Origin of the sequence: Arthrobacter ginsengisoli (genome assembly GCF_031456935.1) — a bacterium.
GTDB classification, from domain to species: domain Bacteria; phylum Actinomycetota; class Actinomycetes; order Actinomycetales; family Micrococcaceae; genus Arthrobacter; species Arthrobacter ginsengisoli.
Genome location: NZ_JAVDVQ010000007.1, coordinates 41,133 through 63,810, shown reverse-complemented (window position 1 = coordinate 63,810; position 22,678 = coordinate 41,133). Strand labels below are relative to the sequence as shown.

Annotated in this window: 20 protein-coding genes; 16 read left to right on the top strand and 4 right to left on the bottom strand. The window is 66.3% G+C overall.

Going from position 1 to position 22,678, the window contains the following annotated elements; translation table 11 throughout:
• Window positions 1–51: 51 nt before the first annotated feature.
• From kdgD to J2X01_RS10075, 13 genes are all read left to right on the top strand, one after another.
• Window positions 52–966 carry a 5-dehydro-4-deoxyglucarate dehydratase gene (gene kdgD, locus J2X01_RS10135; protein WP_310056457.1) on the top strand — a complete coding sequence of 305 codons (915 nt, stop codon included), beginning with the start codon at window positions 52–54 and terminating at the stop codon, window positions 964–966.
• 10 nt (window positions 967–976) lie between these two features.
• Window positions 977–2,587 carry an aldehyde dehydrogenase (NADP(+)) gene (locus J2X01_RS10130; protein WP_310056456.1) on the top strand — a complete coding sequence of 537 codons (1,611 nt, stop codon included), beginning with the start codon at window positions 977–979 and terminating at the stop codon, window positions 2,585–2,587.
• Window positions 2,584–3,912, top strand: a complete 1,329-nt coding sequence (locus tag J2X01_RS10125; RefSeq protein ID WP_310056454.1) for an enolase C-terminal domain-like protein — start codon at window positions 2,584–2,586, stop codon at window positions 3,910–3,912. The genes J2X01_RS10130 and J2X01_RS10125 overlap by 4 nt, the downstream gene beginning before the upstream one ends.
• 56 nt (window positions 3,913–3,968) lie before the next feature.
• Window positions 3,969–4,889 carry an AEC family transporter gene (locus tag J2X01_RS10120; protein WP_310056452.1) on the top strand — a complete coding sequence of 307 codons (921 nt, stop codon included), beginning with the start codon at window positions 3,969–3,971 and terminating at the stop codon, window positions 4,887–4,889.
• Between the two features lie 99 nt (window positions 4,890–4,988).
• Complete coding sequence (locus tag J2X01_RS10115) at window positions 4,989–6,116, top strand: L-talarate/galactarate dehydratase (RefSeq protein WP_310056450.1); 1,128 nt, start codon at window positions 4,989–4,991, stop codon at window positions 6,114–6,116.
• A gap of 10 nt (window positions 6,117–6,126) precedes the next feature.
• On the top strand, window positions 6,127–6,840 hold the full coding sequence (locus tag J2X01_RS10110) for a FadR/GntR family transcriptional regulator (protein WP_310056448.1): 714 nt from the start codon (window positions 6,127–6,129) through the stop codon (window positions 6,838–6,840).
• Window positions 6,841–6,851: 11 nt separating this feature from the next.
• A complete protein-coding gene (locus J2X01_RS10105; RefSeq protein ID WP_310056446.1) occupies window positions 6,852–8,240 on the top strand; it encodes an MFS transporter in 1,389 nt (462 codons plus the stop codon).
• Window positions 8,237–9,136 (top strand): MBL fold metallo-hydrolase, encoded by a 900-nt coding sequence (locus tag J2X01_RS10100; protein ID WP_310056444.1) that lies wholly within the window; start codon window positions 8,237–8,239, stop codon window positions 9,134–9,136. Before J2X01_RS10105 ends, J2X01_RS10100 begins: the two co-directional genes overlap by 4 nt.
• A 107-nt stretch (window positions 9,137–9,243) precedes the next feature.
• Window positions 9,244–9,831, top strand: a complete 588-nt coding sequence (locus J2X01_RS10095; protein ID WP_310056442.1) for a hypothetical protein — start codon at window positions 9,244–9,246, stop codon at window positions 9,829–9,831.
• Between the two features lie 45 nt (window positions 9,832–9,876).
• A complete protein-coding gene (locus J2X01_RS10090) occupies window positions 9,877–10,353 on the top strand; it encodes an NUDIX hydrolase (RefSeq protein WP_310056441.1) in 477 nt (158 codons plus the stop codon).
• A 124-nt stretch (window positions 10,354–10,477) separates the two neighbouring features.
• Window positions 10,478–10,804 (top strand): GYD domain-containing protein, encoded by a 327-nt coding sequence (locus J2X01_RS10085; protein WP_310056439.1) that lies wholly within the window; start codon window positions 10,478–10,480, stop codon window positions 10,802–10,804.
• Between the two features lie 33 nt (window positions 10,805–10,837).
• Window positions 10,838–11,362, top strand: coding sequence for a hypothetical protein (locus J2X01_RS10080; RefSeq protein ID WP_310056437.1), 525 nt, complete (start codon window positions 10,838–10,840; stop codon window positions 11,360–11,362).
• Window positions 11,363–11,459: 97 nt separating this feature from the next.
• The gene (locus J2X01_RS10075) at window positions 11,460–12,101 is read left to right on the top strand and encodes a dTMP kinase (RefSeq protein WP_310056435.1); all 642 of its coding nucleotides are present in this window, start codon (window positions 11,460–11,462) and stop codon (window positions 12,099–12,101) included.
• On the opposite strand, the gene J2X01_RS10070 is transcribed toward J2X01_RS10075, so the two are convergent.
• The gene (locus tag J2X01_RS10070) at window positions 12,098–13,285 is read right to left on the bottom strand and encodes a TerC family protein (protein ID WP_310056434.1); all 1,188 of its coding nucleotides are present in this window, start codon (window positions 13,283–13,285) and stop codon (window positions 12,098–12,100) included. The two genes, J2X01_RS10075 and J2X01_RS10070, sit on opposite strands and share 4 nt — an antisense overlap.
• 276 nt (window positions 13,286–13,561) lie before the next feature.
• Here J2X01_RS10070 and J2X01_RS10065 point away from each other — a divergent pair, with 276 nt between their 5' ends.
• Window positions 13,562–14,665: a M20/M25/M40 family metallo-hydrolase gene (locus tag J2X01_RS10065; RefSeq protein WP_310056432.1), complete on the top strand. Its 1,104-nt coding sequence runs from the start codon at window positions 13,562–13,564 to the stop codon at window positions 14,663–14,665.
• Window positions 14,666–14,734: 69 nt separating this feature from the next.
• Here the strand turns inward: J2X01_RS10065 and J2X01_RS10060 are convergent, their stop codons facing one another.
• Window positions 14,735–15,622 carry an MIP/aquaporin family protein gene (locus J2X01_RS10060; protein WP_310056430.1) on the bottom strand — a complete coding sequence of 296 codons (888 nt, stop codon included), beginning with the start codon at window positions 15,620–15,622 and terminating at the stop codon, window positions 14,735–14,737.
• A 242-nt stretch (window positions 15,623–15,864) separates the two neighbouring features.
• Between J2X01_RS10060 and J2X01_RS10055 the strand changes: the two genes are divergently transcribed.
• Window positions 15,865–16,635 (top strand): potassium channel family protein, encoded by a 771-nt coding sequence (locus J2X01_RS10055; RefSeq protein WP_310056429.1) that lies wholly within the window; start codon window positions 15,865–15,867, stop codon window positions 16,633–16,635.
• Between the two features lie 87 nt (window positions 16,636–16,722).
• On the top strand, window positions 16,723–18,405 hold the full coding sequence (locus J2X01_RS10050; RefSeq protein WP_310056428.1) for an alkaline phosphatase D family protein: 1,683 nt from the start codon (window positions 16,723–16,725) through the stop codon (window positions 18,403–18,405).
• Between the two features lie 43 nt (window positions 18,406–18,448).
• Here the strand turns inward: J2X01_RS10050 and J2X01_RS10045 are convergent, their stop codons facing one another.
• Both J2X01_RS10045 and J2X01_RS10040 read right to left on the bottom strand, forming a co-directional pair.
• Window positions 18,449–21,073, bottom strand: coding sequence for a hypothetical protein (locus tag J2X01_RS10045; RefSeq protein WP_310056426.1), 2,625 nt, complete (start codon window positions 21,071–21,073; stop codon window positions 18,449–18,451).
• Window positions 21,074–21,294: 221 nt separating this feature from the next.
• A complete protein-coding gene (locus J2X01_RS10040; RefSeq protein ID WP_310056424.1) occupies window positions 21,295–22,587 on the bottom strand; it encodes an MFS transporter in 1,293 nt (430 codons plus the stop codon).
• Between the last annotated feature and the right edge of the window lie 91 nt (window positions 22,588–22,678).

Here is a 22,678-nt window from a genome sequence, read left to right as displayed (position 1 = left end):
AGGGGAAGCACACCATTTGCGCCAATACGGCGCCCATCCGGAGGACATATCGTGGCAAAATACACACCCCAGGAACTGGCCAACGCCCTCAAGGAGGGACTGCTCTCCTTCCCTGTCACCTCGTTCGATGCGCACCTGCAGTTCGACGAGGAAAACTACCGCAAGCATCTTGCCTGGCAGGCGAGCTTCCCGGTTGCGGGCCTGTTCGCCGCCGGCGGCACCGGTGAGGGATTCTCCCTGACTCCTGCAGAATCGGAGCGGGTGGTCCGTGCCGCTGTTGAGGAGGTCGGAGCCCGCGTACCCGTGCTGGCCTCCGCCGGCGGATCCACCGCCCAGGCCATCGAAAATGCCCGGGCCGCCGAAGCGGCAGGGGCCGACGGGCTCCTCCTCCTCCCGCCGTACCTGACGGAGGCGGACCAAGGCGGCCTGATCGACCATGTCAGTGCCATCTGCCAGTCCACCTCCCTCGGCGTCATCATCTACAACCGTGCGAACGCCATCTACAAGGACACCACCGTCGCCGCCCTCGCGGACCGGCACGCGAACCTGATCGGTTTCAAGGACGGGGTTGGCGACCTCGAGCACGACGCCCGGGTCTACGCCAAGCTCGGCGACCGGCTCTTCTACCTCGGAGGGCTTCCCACGGCCGAGACGTTCGCCCTTCCGCTGCTCCAGCTGGGCATGAGCACGTATTCGAGCGCGATGTACAACTTCGTCCCGCAGTTCGCCCTCGACTTCTACCAGGACGTCCGCAACGAGGACCGCGTTGCAGTCAACAAGAAACTCAACGAGTTCGTGATCCCGTACCTGGACATCAGGGACCGGGTTAAGGGTTACTCCGTCTCTATCGTGAAGGGCGGCCTCGACGCGATTGGCCGTTCCGCCGGAGGAGTCCGTCCGCCACTGCAGGACCTCGCGCCGCAGGACCTCGCTGACCTCAAAGCACTCATCGCAACTGTTTCCTAGGAGGAACACCGTGACCCTCACCGGACACTCCCTGATCGCCAACCGGCCGCTCGCTGGCCACGGTAAAACCACGTTCGGCGTCAACCCCGCCACGAACGAAAAACTTGAACCGGCCTACTCGTTACTCACCGAGAAGCAGCTCACGGAGGCGACCGTGGCAGCCGCCGAGGCCTTCGCCTCGTTTAGCACGCTCGACCCGGAAACCCACGCCCGGTTCCTCGAGGCCATCGCCGACAACATCGAGGCGATCGGCGAAGAGCTCATCATCCGGGCATGCCTGGAAACCGGCCTGCCGGCCGCCCGCCTGCAGGGTGAGCGCGCCCGCACCACCGGCCAGCTCCGGCTCTTCGCCGGCGTCGTCCGCCAGGGAGATTTCCGCGGCGTCCGGATCGACCCCGCACTGCCGGACCGCACTCCGCTGCCGCGCGCCGACATCCGCCAGCGGCAGATCCCGCTCGGTCCCGTCGCCGTTTTTGGTGCCAGCAACTTCCCGCTGGCCTTCTCGACGGCGGGCGGCGACACCGCCTCCGCCCTCGCCGCCGGCTGCCCGGTGGTGTTCAAGGCCCACAACGCACACCCCGGTACCGGCGAACTCGTCGGGCAGGCCATCGCCAAGGCGGTGCGGGACTTCGGGCTGCACCCCGGCGTGTTCTCGCTGGTATACGGCCCGGGCAGCAGCATCGGCCAAGCCCTCGTCGCCGATCCGGCCATCAAGGCAGTTGGCTTCACCGGCTCGCAGTCCGCCGGAATTGCCCTGATGCGCACCGCGGCCGCCCGGCCGGAGCCCATTCCGGTCTATGCGGAAATGTCCTCGCTCAACCCGGTCTTCGTCTTCCCCGGAGCCCTCACCGGCGACGTCAACGCGCTGGCTTCGCAGTACGTCGCGGCCGTCACGGGCAGCTCCGGCCAGCTGTGCACCTCACCCGGACTGTTGTTCGCGCCCACCGGTGAAGCGGGCGACAAATTTGCTGCCGCCGTCGGCCTGGCCGTGTCCTCCTGCGCCGGGCAGACCATGCTCACCGCAGGAATCGCAGGATCCTGGAATGCAGGCGCGGAGGCGCTGGGCTCCGCCAACAAGGTGGACGTCATCGGGCAGGGCACTCCCGGCACCACCGAAAACGCCCCGGCCCCTTCCATCTTCGGCACCAGCGTCAGCGAGTTCGTGTCCAACCCCGTGCTGCACGCAGAAGTCTTCGGCGCAGCCAGCCTGGTGATCCGCTATTCGACCAGCGAGGAACTCGTCGACGCCGCCCAGCGCCTGAAAGGCCAGCTCACCGCATCGCTGCAGCTCACCGCGACGGACTACGCGGCGGCGGCTCCCCTCATCCCGGTACTGGAGCAGAAGGTCGGCCGGATCATTGTCAACGGCTGGCCCACCGGCGTCGAGGTCGGGCACGCGATGGTCCACGGCGGCCCGTTCCCCGCCACCTCGGACACCAGGACCACCTCCGTGGGCACGTTGGCAATCAACAGGTTCCTGCGGCCCGTCGCCTACCAGAACCTGCCCCAGGAACTGCTCCCCGTGCCGCTCCAGGACGACAACCCGTGGCGGCTGAACCGCAGGATCAACGGCGTCGGGAACAATGCGGCAGCAACAGTGAGAGCAGAGGTCAACGCGTGACCACCCAGCCAACCATTGCCCACGTTGAAGTGGTCCCGGTCGCCGGGCACGACAGCATGCTGATGAACCTTAGCGGCGCACACGGCCCGTTCTTTACCCGCAATATCGTGATCATTACCGATTCGGACGGACGCACCGGCCTCGGCGAAGTGCCGGGCGGTGAGAAAATCCGCACCACCATCGAGGAGGCCGGAGCCTTCCTGGCGGGCAAGCCGGTGGCCCGCTACCGCTCGCTGCTGCGGGACGTCGCAGCGGACTTCGCCGACCGCGACGCGGGCGGCCGCGGCCTGCAGACCTTCGACCTGCGCACGACCGTCCACGCGGTCACGGCGGTCGAATCCGCGCTCCTTGACCTGCACGGGCAGTTCCTCGGGGTTCCCGTCGCCGAATTGCTTGGCGATGGGCAGCAGCGCAACTCGGTACCCATGCTCGGCTACCTTTTCTTTATCGGCGACCATAGCCGGACGGATTTGCCGTACCTCGTCGAGGACGCACCGGCGGACCGGTGGGAAATGCTCCGCCGGCAGGAAGCGATGACCCCCGAAACCGTAGTGGCCCTGGCCGAAGCAGCTCAGGAACGGTACGGCTTCAGCGACTTCAAGCTCAAGGGCGGCGTCCTCTCCGGCGACGCGGAGGTGGACGTGGTCACGGCCCTTGCTACGCGCTTCCCGGATGCCCGCATTACCCTGGACCCCAACGGCGGCTGGCTTCTGGACGAAGCGATCCGCCTGGGCAAGCGCATGCAGGGCGTCGTGGCCTACGCCGAAGATCCCTGCGGCGCCGAAGGCCGCTTCTCCGGACGTGAGGTCATGGCCGAGTTCCGCCGCGCCACCGGGCTGAAGACTGCCACGAACATGATCGCCACGGACTGGCGCGAAATGTCCCACGCCATCCGCAGCAACTCCGTGGACATCCCCCTCGCCGACCCGCATTTCTGGACGATGCACGGCTCGGTCCGCGTGGCGCAGCTATGCGCCGAGTTCGGCCTGACCTGGGGCTCGCATTCGAACAACCACTTCGACATCTCCCTGGCCATGTTCACCCACACGGGAGCGGCCGCTCCGGGCGAGATCACGGCGCTGGACACCCACTGGATCTGGCAGGACGGCCAGTGCCTGACCCGGGAACCGCTGCAGATCCGGAACGGCGCCATCGAGGTTCCTGACGCCCCGGGCCTGGGGATCGAACTGGACCGCAGCGCCCTGGACAAAGCCCACCAGCTTTATCTGGAACACGGGCTCGACGCCCGCGACGACAGCATCGGCATGCAGTTCTACCTCGAGGGCTGGACCTTCGACCCCAAGAGGCCGTGCCTCGTCCGCTGACGCACTCTCGGCGGGGACAGGCAAGTCAATGTGAACAGCTAAGGTAAGGGCGAATTTTGGTCGGCGTGGTCTCCGGGATCCTGATAGTTTCCGCCGTCATCGCCGTCGGCTATTGCGCCGCCCGGATGCGGATCCTGGGACCGGAAGTGCAGGGCGCCCTGACCCGGACGGCCTTCTACGTCACCAACCCGGCGTTGCTGTTCACCGTGGTGGCCGGCAGCGACATCCGGGCCGCTCTCGGCACGGACGCCCCGCTGGCGCTGCTCTCAGCAGCGGCAGCGGGGCTTCTTTATTGCCTGCTCAGTTTCCTGTTTTTCCGCCGCCCGGTCGCCGAGACAGCCGTGGGCGCGATGGCGAGCAGTTACGCCAACGCCAACAACATCGGCATCCCCGTCTCCCTCTACGCCGTAGGGACGGCCCAGCACGTGGCTCCCGTGCTCTTGGTCCAGATCCTCGTTATGGCCCCCTTTTACCTCACCGTGCTGGGCTTGGCGTCGGGAGCCAGAATCTCCTGGAAAAGGCTCCTCGTCCAGCCGTTCGCCAATCCGATGATCATCGCCTCCGGGCTCGGCGCCGCCGTCGCGTTGACGGGCTGGACGGTACCGGACCTGCTTGCGAGGCCCATCGACATGCTCGCCGGCGGAGCGGTCCCCATGGTCTTGCTCGCTTTCGGGCTCTCGCTTGCGGGAAAGGCGCCGCTGCAGAAGGACGACGGACGCACCGAAACGATCGTGGCCACGCTGCTGAAGGTCGCCGGAATGCCACTGATTGTGTGGGTCCTGGGCCGGTTCGTCTTTGGCCTGGAGGGCCAGCACCTCCTCGCCTGCGTGATCATGGGAGCCCTGCCCACGGCCCAGAACGTGTTTCTCTTCGCCTCCCCGTATGGCCGCGGCATGACTGTGGCCCGCGACGTGATCCTCTGCACCACTGTCCTCAGCGTCGGTGCGCTGCTGGTCGTCGCCTGGCTCCTGGCCTAGGGACTTCCTTCCGGAAAGTACTTGTTATACAAGTAGGCTACTTGTAATCTAAGTGTGTGCAGGGCGGTTCAGCCCGGCCACCGCCTCCAGGGAGAATCCATGACCAGCGTTGATCTGATCCGCCACGTAAAACTTTCCACCGCAAGGCTGCCGCTCGCCGTCCCCATCAGTGACGCGAAGGTCTTCACCGGCCGCCAGAAGCCCATGACCGAAGTCGTCTTCCTCTTCGCCGAGATCACCACCGAGCAGGGCCACAGCGGCATCGGTTTCAGCTACTCCAAGCGTGCCGGAGGCCCGGCCCAGTATGCCCACGCCAAGGAGGTCGCCGAAGGCATCATCGGGGAAGACCCGAATGACATCGGCAAGCTCTACACCAAGCTCCTGTGGGCGGGCGCCTCAGTCGGTCGCTCGGGTGTTGCCACCCAGGCACTGGCGGCGATCGACATCGCGCTCTACGACCTCAAGGCCAAGCGCGCGGGACTGCCGTTAGCCAAGTTCCTTGGCTCCTACCGGGACTCCGTGCAGACCTACAACACCTCCGGGGGCTTCCTGAACGCCTCGCTCGACGAGGTGAAAGCCCGCGCCACTGCCCTCCTGGACGAGGGAATCGGCGGCATCAAGATCAAGGTTGGACTGCCGGACACGGCCGAGGATCTCCGCCGCGTCGCCGGCGTCCGCGAACACATCGGCTGGGACGTGCCGCTGATGGTTGACGCCAACCAGCAGTGGGACCGCGCCACCGCCCTGCGGATGGGCCGCCAACTGGAGGAATTCAACCTCATCTGGATCGAGGAGCCCCTCGACGCCTACGACTACGAAGGCCACGCGCACTTGGCCCGGGTCCTGGACACCCCCATCGCCACCGGCGAAATGCTGGCATCGGTCGCCGAACACCAGGGCCTCATCAACGCCAACGGCTGCGACATCATCCAGCCCGACGCCCCGCGCGTCGGCGGCATCACGCAGTTCCTCCGCCTCACCGCTTTGGCGGACGAGCGCGGGCTGGGCCTTGCCCCGCACTTCGCCATGGAAATCCACCTCCACCTTGCTGCCGCCTACCCGCGGGAACCATGGGTGGAGCACTTCGACTGGCTGGACCCGCTCTTCAACGAGCGCCTCGAAACCAAGAACGGCCGCATGCTGGTTCCGGACCGCCCCGGCCTGGGCATCACCCTCAGCGACCAGGCGCGGGCCTGGACAACGGAGTCGGTGGAATTCGGCAAGTAACCTAGAAGCCATGAGCCGGAACCTGACCGCGGACCTCGCCGCCGATCTTCGCACACGCATCGTGGACGGCGTGATCCAGCCGGGCGGCAAGCTCCCCAGCGAGAACGCCCTGATCGACGAATTCGGCGTCAGCCGGACAGTGGTCCGTTCCGCGCTCACGCGCCTGCAGGCCGAAGGGCTGGTGGAAACCGAACGGGGGCGGGGCAGCTTCGCGCTGACCCCTCCCCCGGCGGACGCGCGGCCGGCACCGGGAAGCCGGCCGGTGGCCAGCCTGGAGGACCGCGTGCAGCTGCTGGAGTTCCGCATCGGCGTCGAATCCGAGGCTGCCGCCCTGGCCGCCCGCAACCGCTCGGAACGGCAGCTGCACGCGCTCCGGAAGGCGCTCGAGGAATTCACGGCCGGCGCGGCCCACCCTGCGCACGCCATGAAAGCGGACTTCGAGTTCCACCGGGCCGTCGCCGCGGCCAGCGGCAACCCGTTCTATTCCGACTGCCTGGCCTCGCTGGGACCGACCATGATCGCCATGCCGCGAACCCGTCTGATGACCGGCGGGGAGCACGACGTGAGTGAGCATTTCGAACAGGTGGTGCAGGAGCACGAATCCATCTATGCCGCCATTTCGGAAGGCGACGGACCCTCGTCGTCAGCGGCCATGCGCAGCCATCTGGCAAACTCCCGGCGCCGGCTGCGCACGCCCGCCACCGGGCACCGGACCGACAGCTGAGGACGTCGCGGATGCAGGTCGTGGATACAGCCGTCACCGACGTGGCAACGGCCACGAAGAAGTTCTTCAGGCGCGTGCTGCCCGTCATGTTGGTCATGCTCGTGTGCAACCAGCTCAACCGGTCCAACATCGGCTACGCCCAGGCACAGCTGGAGGCCGACGTGGGAATCGGTGCCGCAGCCTACGGTCTTGGCGCCGGACTGTTCTTCGTCGCCTACGCCATCTTTGAGCTTCCCAGCAACGTCATGATGGAGAAGTACGGTGCGAAGATCTGGCTGTCCCGGATCATGGTCAGCTGGGGCATCGTCTCGTTCCTGATGGCGTTCGTGCAGAACGAGACCTGGTTCTTCGTCCTGCGGTTCCTGCTGGGCGTTGCCGAGGCCGGATTTTTCCCCGCTGTCATCTTTTACTTCGCCCGCTGGGTGCCGGCCGGCCAGCGTGGCAAGGCCACCGCGATTTTCATCGCCGGATCCTCCGTCGCCGCCGCGATCTCCGGGCCCATCGCCGGAATGCTGCTCAGCCTCCACGACGTCCTCGGCCTGCGCGGCTGGCAGTGGCTGTTCGGCTTCGAGGGGCTGCTCTCCGTGGTGGTCGGGGCCATCGTATTCTTCCTGCTGGACGCCAAAGTCCAGGACGCCAGATGGCTGAGTAGCCGTGAAAAGTCCGCCCTGGGCGCCGCGATCGCGGCAGAGGACGCCCTGCACGCGACCGCCAAAGGACATACCGGCCGCTGGGGAATGCTGCTGAACCCGCAGATCCTGCTGCTGTGCGGCATCTACTTCGCCATCCAGCTATCCGTCTACGCCAACACGTTCTGGCTCCCCAGCATCATCAGGCGGATCCCGGGAACCACGGACCTCAGTGTGGGATTCCTGTCCGCGATTCCCTGGGTCTGCGCCGTGGTGGCCATGTATTTTGCGGCGCGGTGGCAGGACAAGGCGCAATCCAAGCGCCCGCTGCTGGTGGTCGCGCTCCTGGTCGCCGCTGTCGGGACCCTCGCGGCCGCCGTCGCCTCTCCGGTCCTGGCGCTGGTCTTCCTGTCAGCCGCCGCGATGGGCTTCAAGAGTGCGTCCCCGTTGTTCTGGACCATCCCCCAGTCGGGCCTCCATCCGCTGGTCCTGGCTCCGGCGATAGCCATCATCAACTCGCTGGGGAACCTGGGCGGCTTCGTGGCGCCCGTCGGATTCGGGATCATCAAGGAACAGACCGGAAGCGTCGCGCCGGGGCTCTTCGCCCTTGCCGCCGCCTCTGCCGCCGCCGCCGGGCTGGTCTATTTCCTCAAGGAATACCGGGCCGACGGCCGTCCCCCGGCCCGGGCCGAGGAAATGTCCCGCGAAACCGTGCGTTCCACGGGCACCGCGGACGCTGCCGCGGCCGTCACCGGAAGAATCATGCCGTGACCGACCTGGATCTTGACGTTAGCTGGAGCGCGGGCAGGCGGCGGTCCCGCCGGGGAAGTGCTGGTCCGCCGATCCAGGTCCACCGGGCGGCAGGGAACACTGTCCTGCTCCGGCAGAGCATCACCGACAATTTTGAAGCGCCCTTCCTTTACCTGCTCTTCGGCGAGGACCGCGCCTTGCTTCTGGATACGGGCGCGACGGCGGATGTCACCCGGTTTCCGTTGCGGGCGACGGTCGACACACTCATGGAGGGGTGGCTGAACGGGCATCCCAAGGACGATTACGAACTCGTTGTGGCCCACTCGCACGCCCACGGGGACCATATCGCCGGGGACGGGCAGTTCACAGGCCGGCGACATACCCGGGTGGTGGGACACGCCGCCGAAGATGTTGCAGCCTTCTTTGGCCTCGATAGCTGGCCCCGGGGCAGGGCGAGATTTGATCTCGGCGGTCGCGTGCTTGAGGTGATCCCGACGCCGGGGCACCACCCTTCCGCCGTCTCCATCTACGACGGCGACACGGGTATGCTGCTCACGGGAGACACGGTTTATCCCGGCCGGCTCTATGTGCAGGACGTTCCGGCCTTTCAGGATTCGCTCCGCACCCTTTGCGACTTCAGTACAGCGCATCCGGTCAAGGCCGTCCTTGGCGCACACATCGAAATGTCGACCAGGCCGTTCAAGGATTTTCCGCTCGGCTCGAGCTGGCACCCTGATGAGGCTTCCCTCCCGATGACGGTCCGCGATTTGCAGACCATCAGGGATGCGGCCGTGCGGCTGGCCGGCCGTCCCGGGGCGCACCGGTTCACCAACTTCATAATCTGGAACGGGCCCTGCCGGCGGGAGGCGGCAGTCCAGTCCGTCCGGCTCCTCCTGTCCACGGCACTTGGCCGGTAGCACCCGCCAAAGGTTGCCGGCTGGCGGCCGTCCACGGCAGCCGGGTCGCCGCCCGGGAGGATAATGGCACCAAGAGCCGGCAGCCAGCACCGGCGGGAGGGGTCCGAATGCAAGCGGCGCCGCGCATCACCGTGGAGGTACCCGTCCTCAGAATCGGCTCAGGGCCGGCCGACTATGAGGGCCTGGGCAGCCGCGTCGATGCTCTGCGCCGGCAGCAGGGCCTCCACCTGACCCTGCTGCACGTTGGTGTGCTGGAGGACTTCGCCCAGGACGTCACGGACTGGACCAAAGGCAACACGACTGCCGAGGAAGCCATCCGCATGACGGTTGCCTGGCTGGAGGGGCTGCCGGCGCTGGGCGGCTTCTCCGCCAGCACCGCGAGGCTGGTCCTGCTGGGCGGCGGGCGTGTGAGCGGGCTGGAAGTGGAAGTGCCCCACCATGTAAGGGACTATCAGGTCTCGCTCGTGAAGGCGCTGCATGAACTGCTGGACGAGATGCTGGTGGACAATGTCGATGACTTCATCCTCAGCTCAAGGGCCCTCGGCTTCAGGTACCCGCGCTGGACCCCCCACATTGCCGTCGGCCGCCCCAAGACGCGGGACCGCGGGCCGTGGGCGATTGAACCATTGGCAGTCGAATTCGGCGGATCACGGATCAGGAACCGCCAGTTCCTCCCTGCCCCGGATGCCGGATAAGGACCACCGGACCACGGTTTGACACTCCAGCCACGTGGAGGGCACATGACAATTCGAAGCGCAGGCATCCTGCTCTACCGCCGCGGCCCTGGATCGGAAGTGGAGGTGTGGATCGCCCATATGGGCGGACCGTTCTGGTCGCGCAAGGAGTCGCGCGCCTGGTCAATTCCCAAAGGGGAATACCTCCCCGACGAGGACCCACTGGCCGCCGCGCAACGCGAGTTCGCCGAAGAAATGGGGACCCCAGCACCGGCTGCAGACTATCTCCCGCTGGGTGCCTTCCGGCAGCCCTCGGGCAAGATCATCACGGTGTTCACTGCCGAGTCCGACTTTTCGCCCGAACGGATCGTGAGCAACACCTTTTCACTGGAATGGCCGAAGGGGTCCGGTATCGTCCGAAACTACCCTGAGGTCGACAACGCCGAGTGGACAGCAGCGCCCGCAGCCCGCACCCGGCTGGTCAGGGGCCAACTGCCGGTCCTCGACGCTCTCCTTCGGCAACTGGGGAACGACGTCCCATGACGGCGGACTCACCGCCGTCGCCCTTACGGTCGCCATGCCAAGTGTCGGCGTGGCGTTGCTGGCCAGGCGGCGGACTGCCATTCTAGGGGAATCCGCACTCCCGCAGCGATGAAAGGGAAAGACGATGCCGCTCTATCTGTCGAAGTTCAGCTATACCCCTGAGACCTGGGCCCGGATGATCAGCAACCCGGAAGACCGCGGAAAAGCTGCCAAGGCATATATCGAATCGGTTGGAGGGAAGCTCCACGGCTTCTGGTACTCATTCGGCGCCCACGACGGCTACAACCTGTGGGAGGCCCCGGACAACGTCTCCATGGCCGCGGTGTCGCTGGCCATCGCCGGAGGCGGTGCCCTGCGGTCATTCGAAACGACCGTGTTGTTGAGCGTTGACGAAACGATGGACGCCCTGCGGATGGCGGCGGAGGTCAAGTACCGCGCCCCCGGCGCCTGATGTTCGCGACCAACCACAGAGAGGCTTTCCTCGATGAATGTGACCGAACCGACCGGGCGGCCGGAACCGTCTGCCAGCCAACGCGCGGCGAGCCTCAAGGAGCGCGTCTACATCAGTTTCACCAGCCTGGCGGTAGTACTGGCGCTTGGGAGCCACGCCAACGAGACGACTCCCGCGGCTGCGGCGGCGACCCTCAGCATCGTGGTCATCGGTTCCCTGCTGGGGATCCTTGTCGCCGATCTGCTGAGCCACCTGACGGTCCACGCGAAACTTCCCAGCAGTGAGGAGTTTCGCGGCATGGTCGCCGTCAGCACCGAGGCTCTCAGCGTTTTGGTGACACCGCTGCTGCTCCTCACAGCGGCCGGCCTCGGTCTCTGGTCGACGGCGGTGGCACTCCAATGGGCAATCGTCGTCCTGGTTGTCACCCTTCTCGTCATCGGCTACCTCGCGATCCGGCGTCTCGATCTGCCGTTCCACCACAAGGTCATCATCGTCTTCGCCGAAGTCGTGCTGAGCATTTCAGTGATCGGGCTGGAGCTGCTGGCCCACAATCTCTGACCGCAGCCGCCTGGACCGCCTTGGCCAGGGATTATCCGACGGGTTCAAACGTTGGGTAAGTAGCGCCCTGACACCACTACCCCTAGAAGGAGACTGCTTGCTTATCGTATTAACCGGGATTGACGGCTCGGGGAAAACGACGGCGGCCCAGGCCATGATTGATGCCGCCCGTCACGCGGGGAACAAAGTCCTGCTCCTCCGGAACCACGCAGGCCGCCGACGGATGTCCCTGCTCGGCGCCAAATTCGGGGTTCACCTGCCCCCGCGGCTGGCGGACCTCATCGAAACGGCAGTTCGCACTTTCAACGTCCTGAACGCGCACCGCCGCGCCCGGCGATTCCAGGGCCTGGTCGTCATGGACCGGCACCTTCACTGCCAGCTCGCGCTGCGCCAGGTGCGCGGACTTCCCAGGGGACGCTGGCTGCCATTCCTCATCCGCACGCTCCCCCAGCCCGACCTGGTCATCCATCTCGACGTCGACCCGTGCGAGGCCTATGCGAGGGTAGTCGCGCGGGGTACGGACTCAGAACAACTCGAAGACCTCGAGTCCCTTCATGAGGCCTACCGGTTACTGCCCGAATTCCCGCGGTTCACCAGCATCCCCGCAGGCGGGCCGCCTGCCGACGTGCTCTCCCGGCTGCACGCCGCCATGACGGTCGCCAGCCACGGGCCGGCCGGAGTGTTCTCCCCCACCGACCCCGCCCGAGTGGATCCGGCTCCGGTGTCCCGCGCTAACTAGCGGGCGAGGTACTCTTCGTGCTGGCGGTGCGCTTCCGCGACGAGTGCCCGAATCTTGTCGATGTCCTTGGCCTTGTTCCGGTATTTCGGATCCATGGCCAGGATCTGGGACTCTTCTGCGGTCAGCAGCCGGTAGATGCGCTCGCGTTCGGAGGCGTCGGCGGTGTATTCAAGGTCAAGGTAGTTGACGGCGTGCCGGCGGGCATTGTTGATGGAGGTCTGTGCAATGCCGGCCTTGCTCAGCAGCGAGGCGATGACGGTGACCGTCAGCACGCCGATGATGATGCTCAGGGACACACCGGTGCTGATCTCGACGACGGGAACGGGCTGGCCGTCGTTGATGAACGGCAGGGTGTTCTCGTGCAGGGCGTGGAGTACCAGCTTGACACCGATGAAGGCAAGAATGGCAGCCAACCCGTAGGCGAGGTAGATGAGGCGGTCCAGCAGTCCGTCGATCAGGAAGTAGAGCTGGCGCAGGCCCATCAGGGAGAACGCCGTGGCGGTGAAGACGATGTAGACATTCTGGGTCAGCCCAAAAATCGCAGGGATCGAGTCCAGGGCGAAGAGAATATCGGTTCCTCCGATGGCAACCATGACCAGCAGCATCGGCGTCAACGCCCGCTTGCCGTCCTGGATGGTGAAGAGCTTGTCCCCGTCGTAATGCTCGGTGGTGTGGAAAAGTTTTCTGGCAATGCGGATCATGAAGTTGTCGGCCTGGTCGTCGCCATGGGCATCCGGGCGAAGCAGATTGCCCGCGGTGATCAGAAGAATCAGGCCGAAGATGTAGAACACCCACGCGAAGGAATTGATCAGCGCCGCGCCAAGGAAGATGAATCCTGTGCGGGCGATCAGTGAAAAGATGATGCCGAAAAGCAGTACTTTCTGCTGGTCCTCACGGGGCACCCGGAAACTCGCGATGATAATCAGGAAGACAAAGAGATTGTCCACGGAGAGGGCCTTCTCCGTGATGTAGCCGGCGAAGTACTCCGAGCCCATGCCGCTGCCGCCGAAAACCCACACCAGGACACCAAAGATGACGGCCACGCCCACGTAGAGAGCCGACCACACGGCCGCCTCCCTGAGCGTGGGCACATGGGCCTTGCGTATGTGGAAGAAGTAGTCAAAGGCGAGCAAGGCCACGATGACGACCATGGTGATTGCCCAGATCAGGGGGGAAACGGTCATTTTGCTCGTCCTTCCGTGCAGGAACCGGCACTTGCCGCCGGCCAGGAGGGTGGACAGAAGTATATCCGCACCGGCCAAGACGCCGCCGGATCCCCGCCTAACCAATTCGCACAGCACTTTCACAGGAACGCGCTATTGAAGATACAGCTGTATCCACAAGAATGGTCGAAACTGATAGCGGTATTCGCGGATTCAACGGTGACCGCGGCCTCCCTGCGTCAGTGGCGAGCGTTTTGACCTTTCGGCCCCGAAACCTACCAATGACGGGTTTCCAGCATGTTGACTCTGCGCAAGCACGTACTTCCTTCGGTACTGGCCGTGATGCTGCTGTCGGCGACGGCCTGTACGTCCGAGTCCGGAGCCGGCTCCCCAGGCCCGGAAGCGACCAGCCATGTCACCAGCGGCCCGGGCAGTAAGTCCACCGGCCCCAGTGTCGCGGTTCCGCGGCTGGTGCCGGCCGGGGGTGTGGACGCGCGGGCGGTGCTGGCGGAGTTCAAGGGCCGGGGCATGGTGGGCCATCTGGAGGCGCTGCAGCGTGTCGCTGATGACCATGACGGCAACCGGGCGTCGGGGACTTCCGGGTATGAGGCCTCCGCGCGCTATGTCGAGGAGCAGCTGCGCGCGGCCGGGTACAACCCGGTCCGGCAGGCGTTCACTTTCCGCGGCGAGGGCCGGAACCGCAGTCAGGTCGAGAGCTTCAACATCCTGGCCGATACCGGGGGCAGCGCCGAGAACACCGTGGTGGTCGGCGGCCATCTGGACTCGGTGCGGGAGGGGCCGGGGATCAACGACAACGGCAGCGGCGTCGCGGCCATGCTGGAGGTCGCCCGGTGGCTGAAGGACAGCGGGATCACGCCGGTGAACCGGGTCCGGTTTGCGTTCTGGGGCGGCGAGGAGGACGGGCTCTACGGGTCCCGGCACTACGTCGATGAGCTGGGCCCGGCCGGTACGGCGCAGACCGCGGCGAACCTGAACGTGGACATGCTGGCCTCCCCGAACGGGGTGCGGTCCATTCACGACGGCGACGGCTCGGATTTCGGCCACGCCGGGCCGGCCGGTTCGAAGCAGATCGAGGACGTCTTTTTCCGGTTCTTCCAGGAGAACTCGCTGCCGGCGGAAACCACTGCCTTTGACGGCGGCTCCGACTATGACGCGTTCCTGCAGGCCGGCATTCCCGGCGGCGGACTGTTCAGCGGCGACGAGGAAAAGAAGTCCACGGCCCAGGTGCAGACCTACGGCGGCGTGGCCGGCAGGCACCTCGATTCCTGCTACCACGAGGCCTGCGACACGATCAGCAACACCGACGCGGACCTGCTCAAGGAAATGTCCGCCGCCCTGGCCTACGCCACCGCCAGCTACGCCGCCGCAGCACGCGGCTAAACCACCCGGTGACAGGGGCGCCCGGTGGCGGCGGGGTGTCTCAGGAATTGATGGATGTCCCGCCGACCACTATTGATCCCTTTTCCCGGGCGTCCCGGGTCGCTCCTTCGCGGCCTCGGTGAAGAGGTCTCCCTGCGCGGCTCCGGAACCCGACCTTCCGCCGCCCGCGCCGCGCAAAATGAAGGCGATCCCGACGGCGACCACTGCGCCAGCCAATGGCCCGGCGACATATACCCAATAATCGCTGAAATTGCCGCCCGCGAGATCAGGCCCGAACGTTCGTGCCGGATTCATCGACGTGCCGGAGATGGGACTGCCCCACAGGCCGGCCAGGGCAATGTACGCGCCCACCGCAAATGCCCCGAGCAACCCGACGTTCTGGGCCCCGGAGGCGGTTCCCAGGATGACGCTGACCAGCGCCAGCGTCAGGAGTGCCTCCATCCAGAACGCGGCGCCGGCTGAATAATCCGCCGCCGGATAGTTCGAACCGTAGGTGGCGGAGACGCCGATCACGGCCTGCAGCAGCAGGCAGGCCAGCGTGGCTCCGAGGAGCTGAACAGCGACGTAGCCTGGCACCCGGCGCCACTGGAAATCACCCCGGAGCGCGAACGCAATGCTGACCGCAGGGTTCAGATGCGCGCCCGAGATCTTGCCCATGAACAGGATGATCCCCATCACCATCAGGCCCGGGGCCACGACCGCCGCCGTGCGGCTGATGACACCGGGGAATGCCTGGCTCATCATGCCACCTCCGGCTGCGACGATGACGAGCAGAAATGTGCCGTACAGCTCCGAGAAGAGACGCCGCCATTCCTGCCGTGGATCACTAAAATCCTGGATCCGCAGCAGGATGTTCTGCTCGACAACTCCAAGCTCGCTGGCGAGGTTGTGGCTGTGCCCCCGGTCCCCACCCGCACCCACGCGTCCGGTTCCGTATTTGCCCTGATTTTCCTCCATGGCTTGTCGCCTCCGCTGGTCCTGGAATCGTGCCATGCCCAGCGCGGACCGGCACCTGAGAACGCTAATGTACCGCTGCCGCTGACGGTTGTCAGCGCCGCGCGGGTGACCTGCTGCCGGCGAGGACCGAAGGAACCGAAGTGCCAGAAGCATCCGGATCGAAGGGCCTTCGCGACGTGCCGACCGGACCCGGACTGCAGATTAGTGGGGACATCCGCAGGACAAAGTTCTAGCATTCAGCCATGACGCAAGAAACCTGGCAAAAGTATTCCGAGTGGCCCCTCGTCGCTGCGGCTTTTCTCTTTCTGGCGGCCTACTCCATCCTCGTCATAGCCGAGCCGCCGGAGCCCTACGCCGCCGCTCTGGCATTCGTCATGGGGTCAACGTGGCTCGCCTTCGGCGTTGACTACATGGTGAAATTGCTCCTGGCACCCCAGCGGGGCCGATGGGTCGTCCGCCACCCGCTGGACCTTCTGATGGTGGTGCTCCCGGTCGCCCGGCCATTGCGGCTCCTGCGTCCGTTCACCTTGCGCCGGGTCATGGAGCGGGCCCCGGGCACCGCCATCAGGACACGCGTCATGGCCTACGTCATTTTCTCCGCGGTCCTGTTGATCTACACCGTTGCCCTGAGCACCCTCCACTTCGAAAAGAACGCTCCGAACGCGAACATCACCTCGATGGGGGACTCCTTGTGGTGGGCGATGGTCACCATCACAACCATAGGTTATGGCGACTTTTACCCGGTCACCATTCCCGGTCGGTGGGCTGCGGCGGCCCTGATGGTCGGCGGGATTGCAGTGCTGGGCATGGTCACCGCGTCTGTGTCGTCCTGGCTCGTTGAAAGTGTCTCTGCCGCAACCGCTGCCCGCAGGCCAGCGGACGAACTCAACGGCAGCAAGGAGCTTGACCGCCTAACCGCCGAGATCAACAGGCTCCGTGACCAACTGGCCCGGGGGCCGGGCGAATCCGACAGTTCCCCTGCCGATAGGGGACGCCGCGAGGAACCACGTTAGAGCCATCCGGCTCCAAGGATGACCCGCCCCGCTTGGTATTTCAGTGACGCCATGGCCGCATCCGGCAGGAACATGTAGAAATGAGTCATGACGACCTCTCCGTTGGTGCTCGGCCCGATGATGCGGTACGTGGATGAGACCTCGGCGAGTGTCTGGGTGGAGACCCGGTTTGCTGCCCGGGTCTCGGTCCGCGCCGGCGGCAGGGACTGGGGAGCCGGTACGTTCGCGGTCCACGGTCACCACTACGCGCTGGTGGAGTTGGACGGACTTGAGCCCGGCAGCGTCACGTCCTACGCCCTCGACGTCAACGGAACCCCGGTCTGGCCCGATCCGGCAACCGGGTTCCCGCCGTCGATGATTGCGACGCTGAAGCCCGGCAAGCCGCTGCGAATGGCGTATGGCTCCTGCCGGACCAGTGTCCCGCATGATGAGTCCGGCAACCGGACCCATGGCGTCGACTCCCTGCGCGCGTACGCTTTGCGGATGGCCTCCGGCGGCGACCTGCCGTGGCCGGATCTGGTGGCCTTCCTCGGCGACCAGGTGTACGCCGACCTGACCAGCGATCAGATGCAGGAGTTCATCCGCGCCCGGCGCGACATCAATGAACCGCCGGGCGAGGAACTCAAGGACTACGAGGAATACGCCCACCTCTACTTTCTGGCCTGGTCAGACCCTGCGAACAGGTGGCTCCTGTCCACCCTGCCCAGCGCCATGATCTTCGATGACCACGACATCCGCGACGACTGGAATACCTCGCTGAGCTGGAAGAAGAAAATGGAGGCCACCTCCTGGTGGCATGAGCGGATTGTCGCAGGGCTGGCCTCGTACTGGGTCTACCAGCATCTGGGGAACCTGTCACCGCAGCAGCGGGCCGAGGATCCCATCTGGCAGCAGATCGCCGGCCACAGCGGCGGGGACGAAATCGACGTGAGCGCGGCGCTGGACAATTTCGCGGACCGGGCTGATCGGGACCCGGAATCCTACCGGTGGAGCTATTGCCGGGATTTCGGGGATACCCGGCTGATCGTGGTGGACTCCCGCGCAGCCCGGGACCTGACCCCGGACGACCGCGCCCTCGTTGACAAGGCCGAAATGGCCTGGCTCGACGGCCGTATGCGCGGCGGTTTCCGGCACCTGCTCGTGGCGACCTCGCTGCCGTTCCTGCTACCGATGGGCCTGCATTACGTCGAGTCCTGGAATGAGGCCGTTTCCCAGGGTGCTTGGGGAAGCGTTGCGGCCGGTGTGGGCGAGAAGCTGCGCCGGGCGGTGGACCTTGAACACTGGGGCGCCTTCCAGAACAGCTTCCGTCAAGTGGCGGACATGGTGACCGAGGTCGCCGATGGCAAACGAGGCCCGGCACCGGACACCATCAGCTTTCTCTCCGGGGACGTCCACTACTCCTACGTTGCGGAGGTGGAACGTGCCTCGGGCAGCCGAATCGTGCAGGCCGTCTGCTCCCCTATCCGGAACCCGCTGCCCCGGCTGATGAGGTCCTTCGCGGCCATCATGTCCTACGGGCTGGCCACGCCGGTCGGTGCGCTGGTGGCGCGCTCGGCAAAGGTCCCGGACCCGCCGTTCCGCTGGTCCGGGACCAGAGGTCCATGGTTCAACAACAACCTGGCCGGCCTGGAAGTCACCCCGGAGGGGCTGAAACTGTGGTGGCAGACCGGCGTGGTCGACGGCGGCGACCACTTGCATCCAAAGCTGGAAACCGTCGCCTCCGTCACCGTCACTCCGCGGCCGGTGGCGGAGACTGAACGAGACAATTAACCGCTCCTGACAGCAGGCGGCAGTGTTGTCGACCGGTGCACGTCTACCGGTATGGGAGCGGCGCCGCGGGGTCAGGAGGGATGGTGTCCGCCGATCCCTGCTGGCCGCCATCCACCGCGATTTCGTCGCAGATGCTGTCGACCTCAGCCCAGAATCTGGCGTCAACCCAGTAGCCCGTATGGCTCAGGATTCGCGGCAACGGCTGGCCGAACACGAATTTGTGCGTCGGCGGGTCGACCAGGCGTACGTCGATATTCCTGGACGCAGGCCAGTCAGCCGTGACGACCGGCCCGCCGATGTAATCGGTCTCGTAGTAGACGTTGCGCCAGCGGACCGCACCGAGGCCTCCGGTGCCGCCGGCGAAATTCCGCAGGAGTCCATCGCTGACCAGCGCGGGAAACGCCCACCGGTACAGCTTGGCCAGTGGAGAGCCGAGCGTGACAAGCCCGACGGTCTTCTCCTCGAGGCGGCCGGACTGGCGTGCCAGCACTGCGGCGGCCACCACACTGCCCTGTGAGTGGGCGGTGAGCACCACTCTGCCGTGGTTGTCATGCAACCGCCAGATCCGACGCGTCAGCTCCGGTACTGCACGCTCGGTGTAGGAAGGCGGGGCGAAGGGGTGGAATGACCGCGGAAAAAACGTCCCGACGTCGAACGGGGACATCAGGACTTTTCGCCACTTCTCCTGCCGGAACGCGAGCCTGAGCACCACCCCGTAGACAACAGGCAACGACGCACTGATCCACGTGGCCAGTCCGATGTTGAGGAACGGCGGTTCCTGGTTGAACACCAGGACTTGAATGACGAAGAGAGCCGCCCCCGCCAGAGCCGAACCGGCGACCGCAATCATCAGGTAAGCCGCCAACGTGGGGGCGTGCTCGCCGATCAGGTGCATCCTCGCCACGTTGCGGACCCAGGGGCTGGGGCGCATTCCGTCCCCTGCCCGTGTCGGTGCGGCACGGGCCCGGCTGAACGGCGCCGGACCGAATGCAGACACCGTCCAGGCGTCCCGTCGTTTCCGGGAGGATTCGTCTGCCGGCGCCGAACCCATTGCCGGCAAACTGGCTTGCAGCTCCTCCGCTTGGTCATAGTCGCGCCGGAGCCCGACCGCGAGCGCCGCAGCCGTCTTCCTCGACTTCACGGACAACCACACGCCGGCGGCCACAGCGAACAGGACCAGGACGCTGATGAGGCCCAGTGCAAGTAGGGAAGCGATGGACCCCACCGTCTTCGGCACCCACAGCACCGGAGCCGCGTTCCCGCCCGCTGCCGGCCAGGTACTGCCGTCCGCCGCGGCTCCCCCGTCAGGGCCGAGCCCGTACTCAACCGTTCCGAGCCACTGGGCCGCGAGCATCATCAAAGACAACAGCACAGCATTGGCCAGCACGAGCGCCACGACATTCAGGACGACAGGCGCCGCCCACGGGAACACACTGACGGCACCGCGGGCCATCACTTTCAGGCGCTGGACACGTCCCGGCCCGCGACCCTCGAGCGTCAGTGCGTTCCGCCACCGGTTGCCCCACGCTCCCACCAGCTGAAACATCAACGGGACCAGCAGCACCACGGTGAGGGTCCAGCCCGCAGCGACCGACGGAACGATTCCCGGCAGGACGCCGGGCGCCTGGGCCGCTTGGCCCGGGCCGCCGCCGGCGGAGGGGACGTCCAGCGGCAGCGTTACGGCGCCGGCGACCGAGGCCAACAGGACGCTGATGGCAACACAGAGCGTTCCGCGGGCGAGGTGCTCGTGCGCATCGTCCGCGGCGAGCATCACCATGACAACAGCAATGACGGCGGCGGAGGCTGCGCTGGCGGCCCGGGAAGTCACGACGGCGCCGCCCGGCTCGAGGTCCCCGGCCTCACCGAGTTCGGACACGCACCAGCCCAGGGTCCCTGCCGCCACCGCAATGCCCGCCGCGAGGTGCAAGTCCGAGAGGTGCTGGTGCCACCGCAGCCCCGACCAGAAGTCGGCGCTGCGCAACCCGCCAGCCTGCGCTGCGGCACAGCGGCCATACGGCACGGGCCTGGCCGCTCCCGGCGTCGGCGGTTCCACGCCTTCATAGCTGGTGCGCGAACGGGAAGCCAGGATGTAGAAAAGCACCGCGACGGCAACAGGCGCGATGATGCCCGCGGCCAGCCGCAGCCCGGGGCGGTCGTACGGCGCAAGAACGTTCAACAGCGGTGAGCCCCACAGTTGGGATCGGCACTGCTGCTGGCCCAGGCATTGGTAGGCGAACAGGTCCAGGCTGGGCATCGTGACCATGATCGCGGTGCTGAGCGTCAGCGCGAGGGCGGCGAGCCGCGCAAACCACCGGTACATCCTGGTCATCGGCTCTGCCGTTGCCTCCTGGTCCCCGGGCATCACCAGGCGCCGGACCATCCACCCGGCCATGTTGGCAAGCATCGACGGCAGCAGCGGAGTCCACAGCACGCGAAGCGGCGAGTGCGATGTCAGTCCGCCCCACGAGTACGCCTCACGGTGGCGGCTGCGGGCGTCGGTTGTCCGATAGAACCCGGCGATGCGGTCGCCTGCGACCCTCGTGGGCCGCGGATCGCCGAGAAGCTCCTCTGGCCGTGTGCCGCCCACGCCGTGCACACGGATCTCCGTAAGGCCGTCGAGGTCCACGGCGGCGGGAACCAGCCCGGCAGAGTCCTTGGTGTCGCTCATCGCGCCCCCTGCGTCTGTCGTCAGCCGAAAACCGGGTTCAGCCGCGGCGTCGGCAGCTGGGGCCGGCGGCGCTCATCCGGGTGGGCCGGCCTGGACTGCCTGGCAAAATCCGCCACGATAACCTCCTGCCTCAGCGGGACAGCGCAGGGCTGAACTCGATATTGGACCTTGTGGCCGCAGATGGCAATGACCGGGGCGCGGGACTGCCGAGGGGTTCTGCGCTAGCCCAGACGGTGGCTGTAGTGGTCAGTTCCGCGCATCCGGACGGCCACGACGAAACCGGACAGGGCCGTGAGTCCTGCGACGACGCCGACGGCGGCCGGAATGCCGTAAGCGTCGGCGATGATCCCGGCGAGCAGGGCGCCGACGGCGAAGCCGCCGTCGCGCCACAGCCGGTAGATGCCCACAGAACGCGCACGCCACTCCGGGTGCGCGACGTCGCCGATGGCGGCGAGCAGGGTGGGGTAAACCATCGCCGTACCGAGGCCAAGGAGGACGGCGGCGGCCAGCCAGATCCCGAAGTCGTGGCCGACGGCGATCATCGCGAGGGCGGCGGCCTGGAGGAGCATACCGCCCACGATCAGCCATTTCCGGCCGTATTTATCCGACAGTGCCCCGGTGACGAGCTGGGCGGCGCCCCAGACGGCGGGATAGACGGCGGCCAGGATGCCGATCTTTTCGATGGTCAGTCCGGCGGCGGCGAACAGGACGGGGAAGAGTCCCCAGGCAAGGCCGTCGTTGAGGTTGTTGACCATGCCGGCCTGGCTGACCGAGGACAGTGATTTATCCCGGAAGCTGGTGAGCGTGAAGATTTCCCGGTTGCTCAGCTGTCCGTGGGCGGTGGCGTGGGCCGACGTGTGGTTCGCGGCTTCAAGCCGGGCATGTCCCCGGGTTTCCTTCACGGCGAAGACCGAGAGGCCCAGACCGAGGGCGATATAGGCCGCGCCGAGCAGGAACGGTCCGGGCCGCAGGCCGTAGGTGGCCGCGATGTAGCCGGTGGCGAGGGCGGTGCCGGCGACGCCGAGGTACCCGGCTGCCTCGTTCAGGCCCATGGCCAGGCCCCGCTTGGACGGGCCGACGAGGTCCATTTTCATGATCACGGTGGTGGACCACGTGAGGCCCTGGCTGATGCCCAGGATCACGTTGGCCGCGACTATCCAGCCCCAGGAGGGTCCGAAGATCAGCATCAGGGGGACGGGCAGGGCAATGACCCAGCCGACGACCAGAACGGGTTTGCGGCCGTAGCGGTCCGAGAGGGTGCCGGCGAAATAGTTGGTGGCGGCCTTGGCGAGGCCGAAGGCCAGGATGTAGGTCAGCGCGGACGTGTAGAGGTCCAGGTGGAAGACCTGTCCGGCCAGCAGCGGGAGGACGGTGCGTTCCTGGCCCAGGGTGCCGCCCACGAGGGCGTTGACGGCGACGAGGAGCATGAACTGGGCGAGGTTCTGCCGCAGGCCCAGCGTGATGCCGGTTCGGCGGTGCCGCTGCTGCGGCGGGTTGGTGGTGCCGGAGTTCATGGTGCTCCACGTGGTTGGGACGAAGGTGTGGCGGCGGCCCTGTTGTGGGGGCCGCCGCCAAGGCTGCCGTCAGTTATTGCTGGTGGTGCGG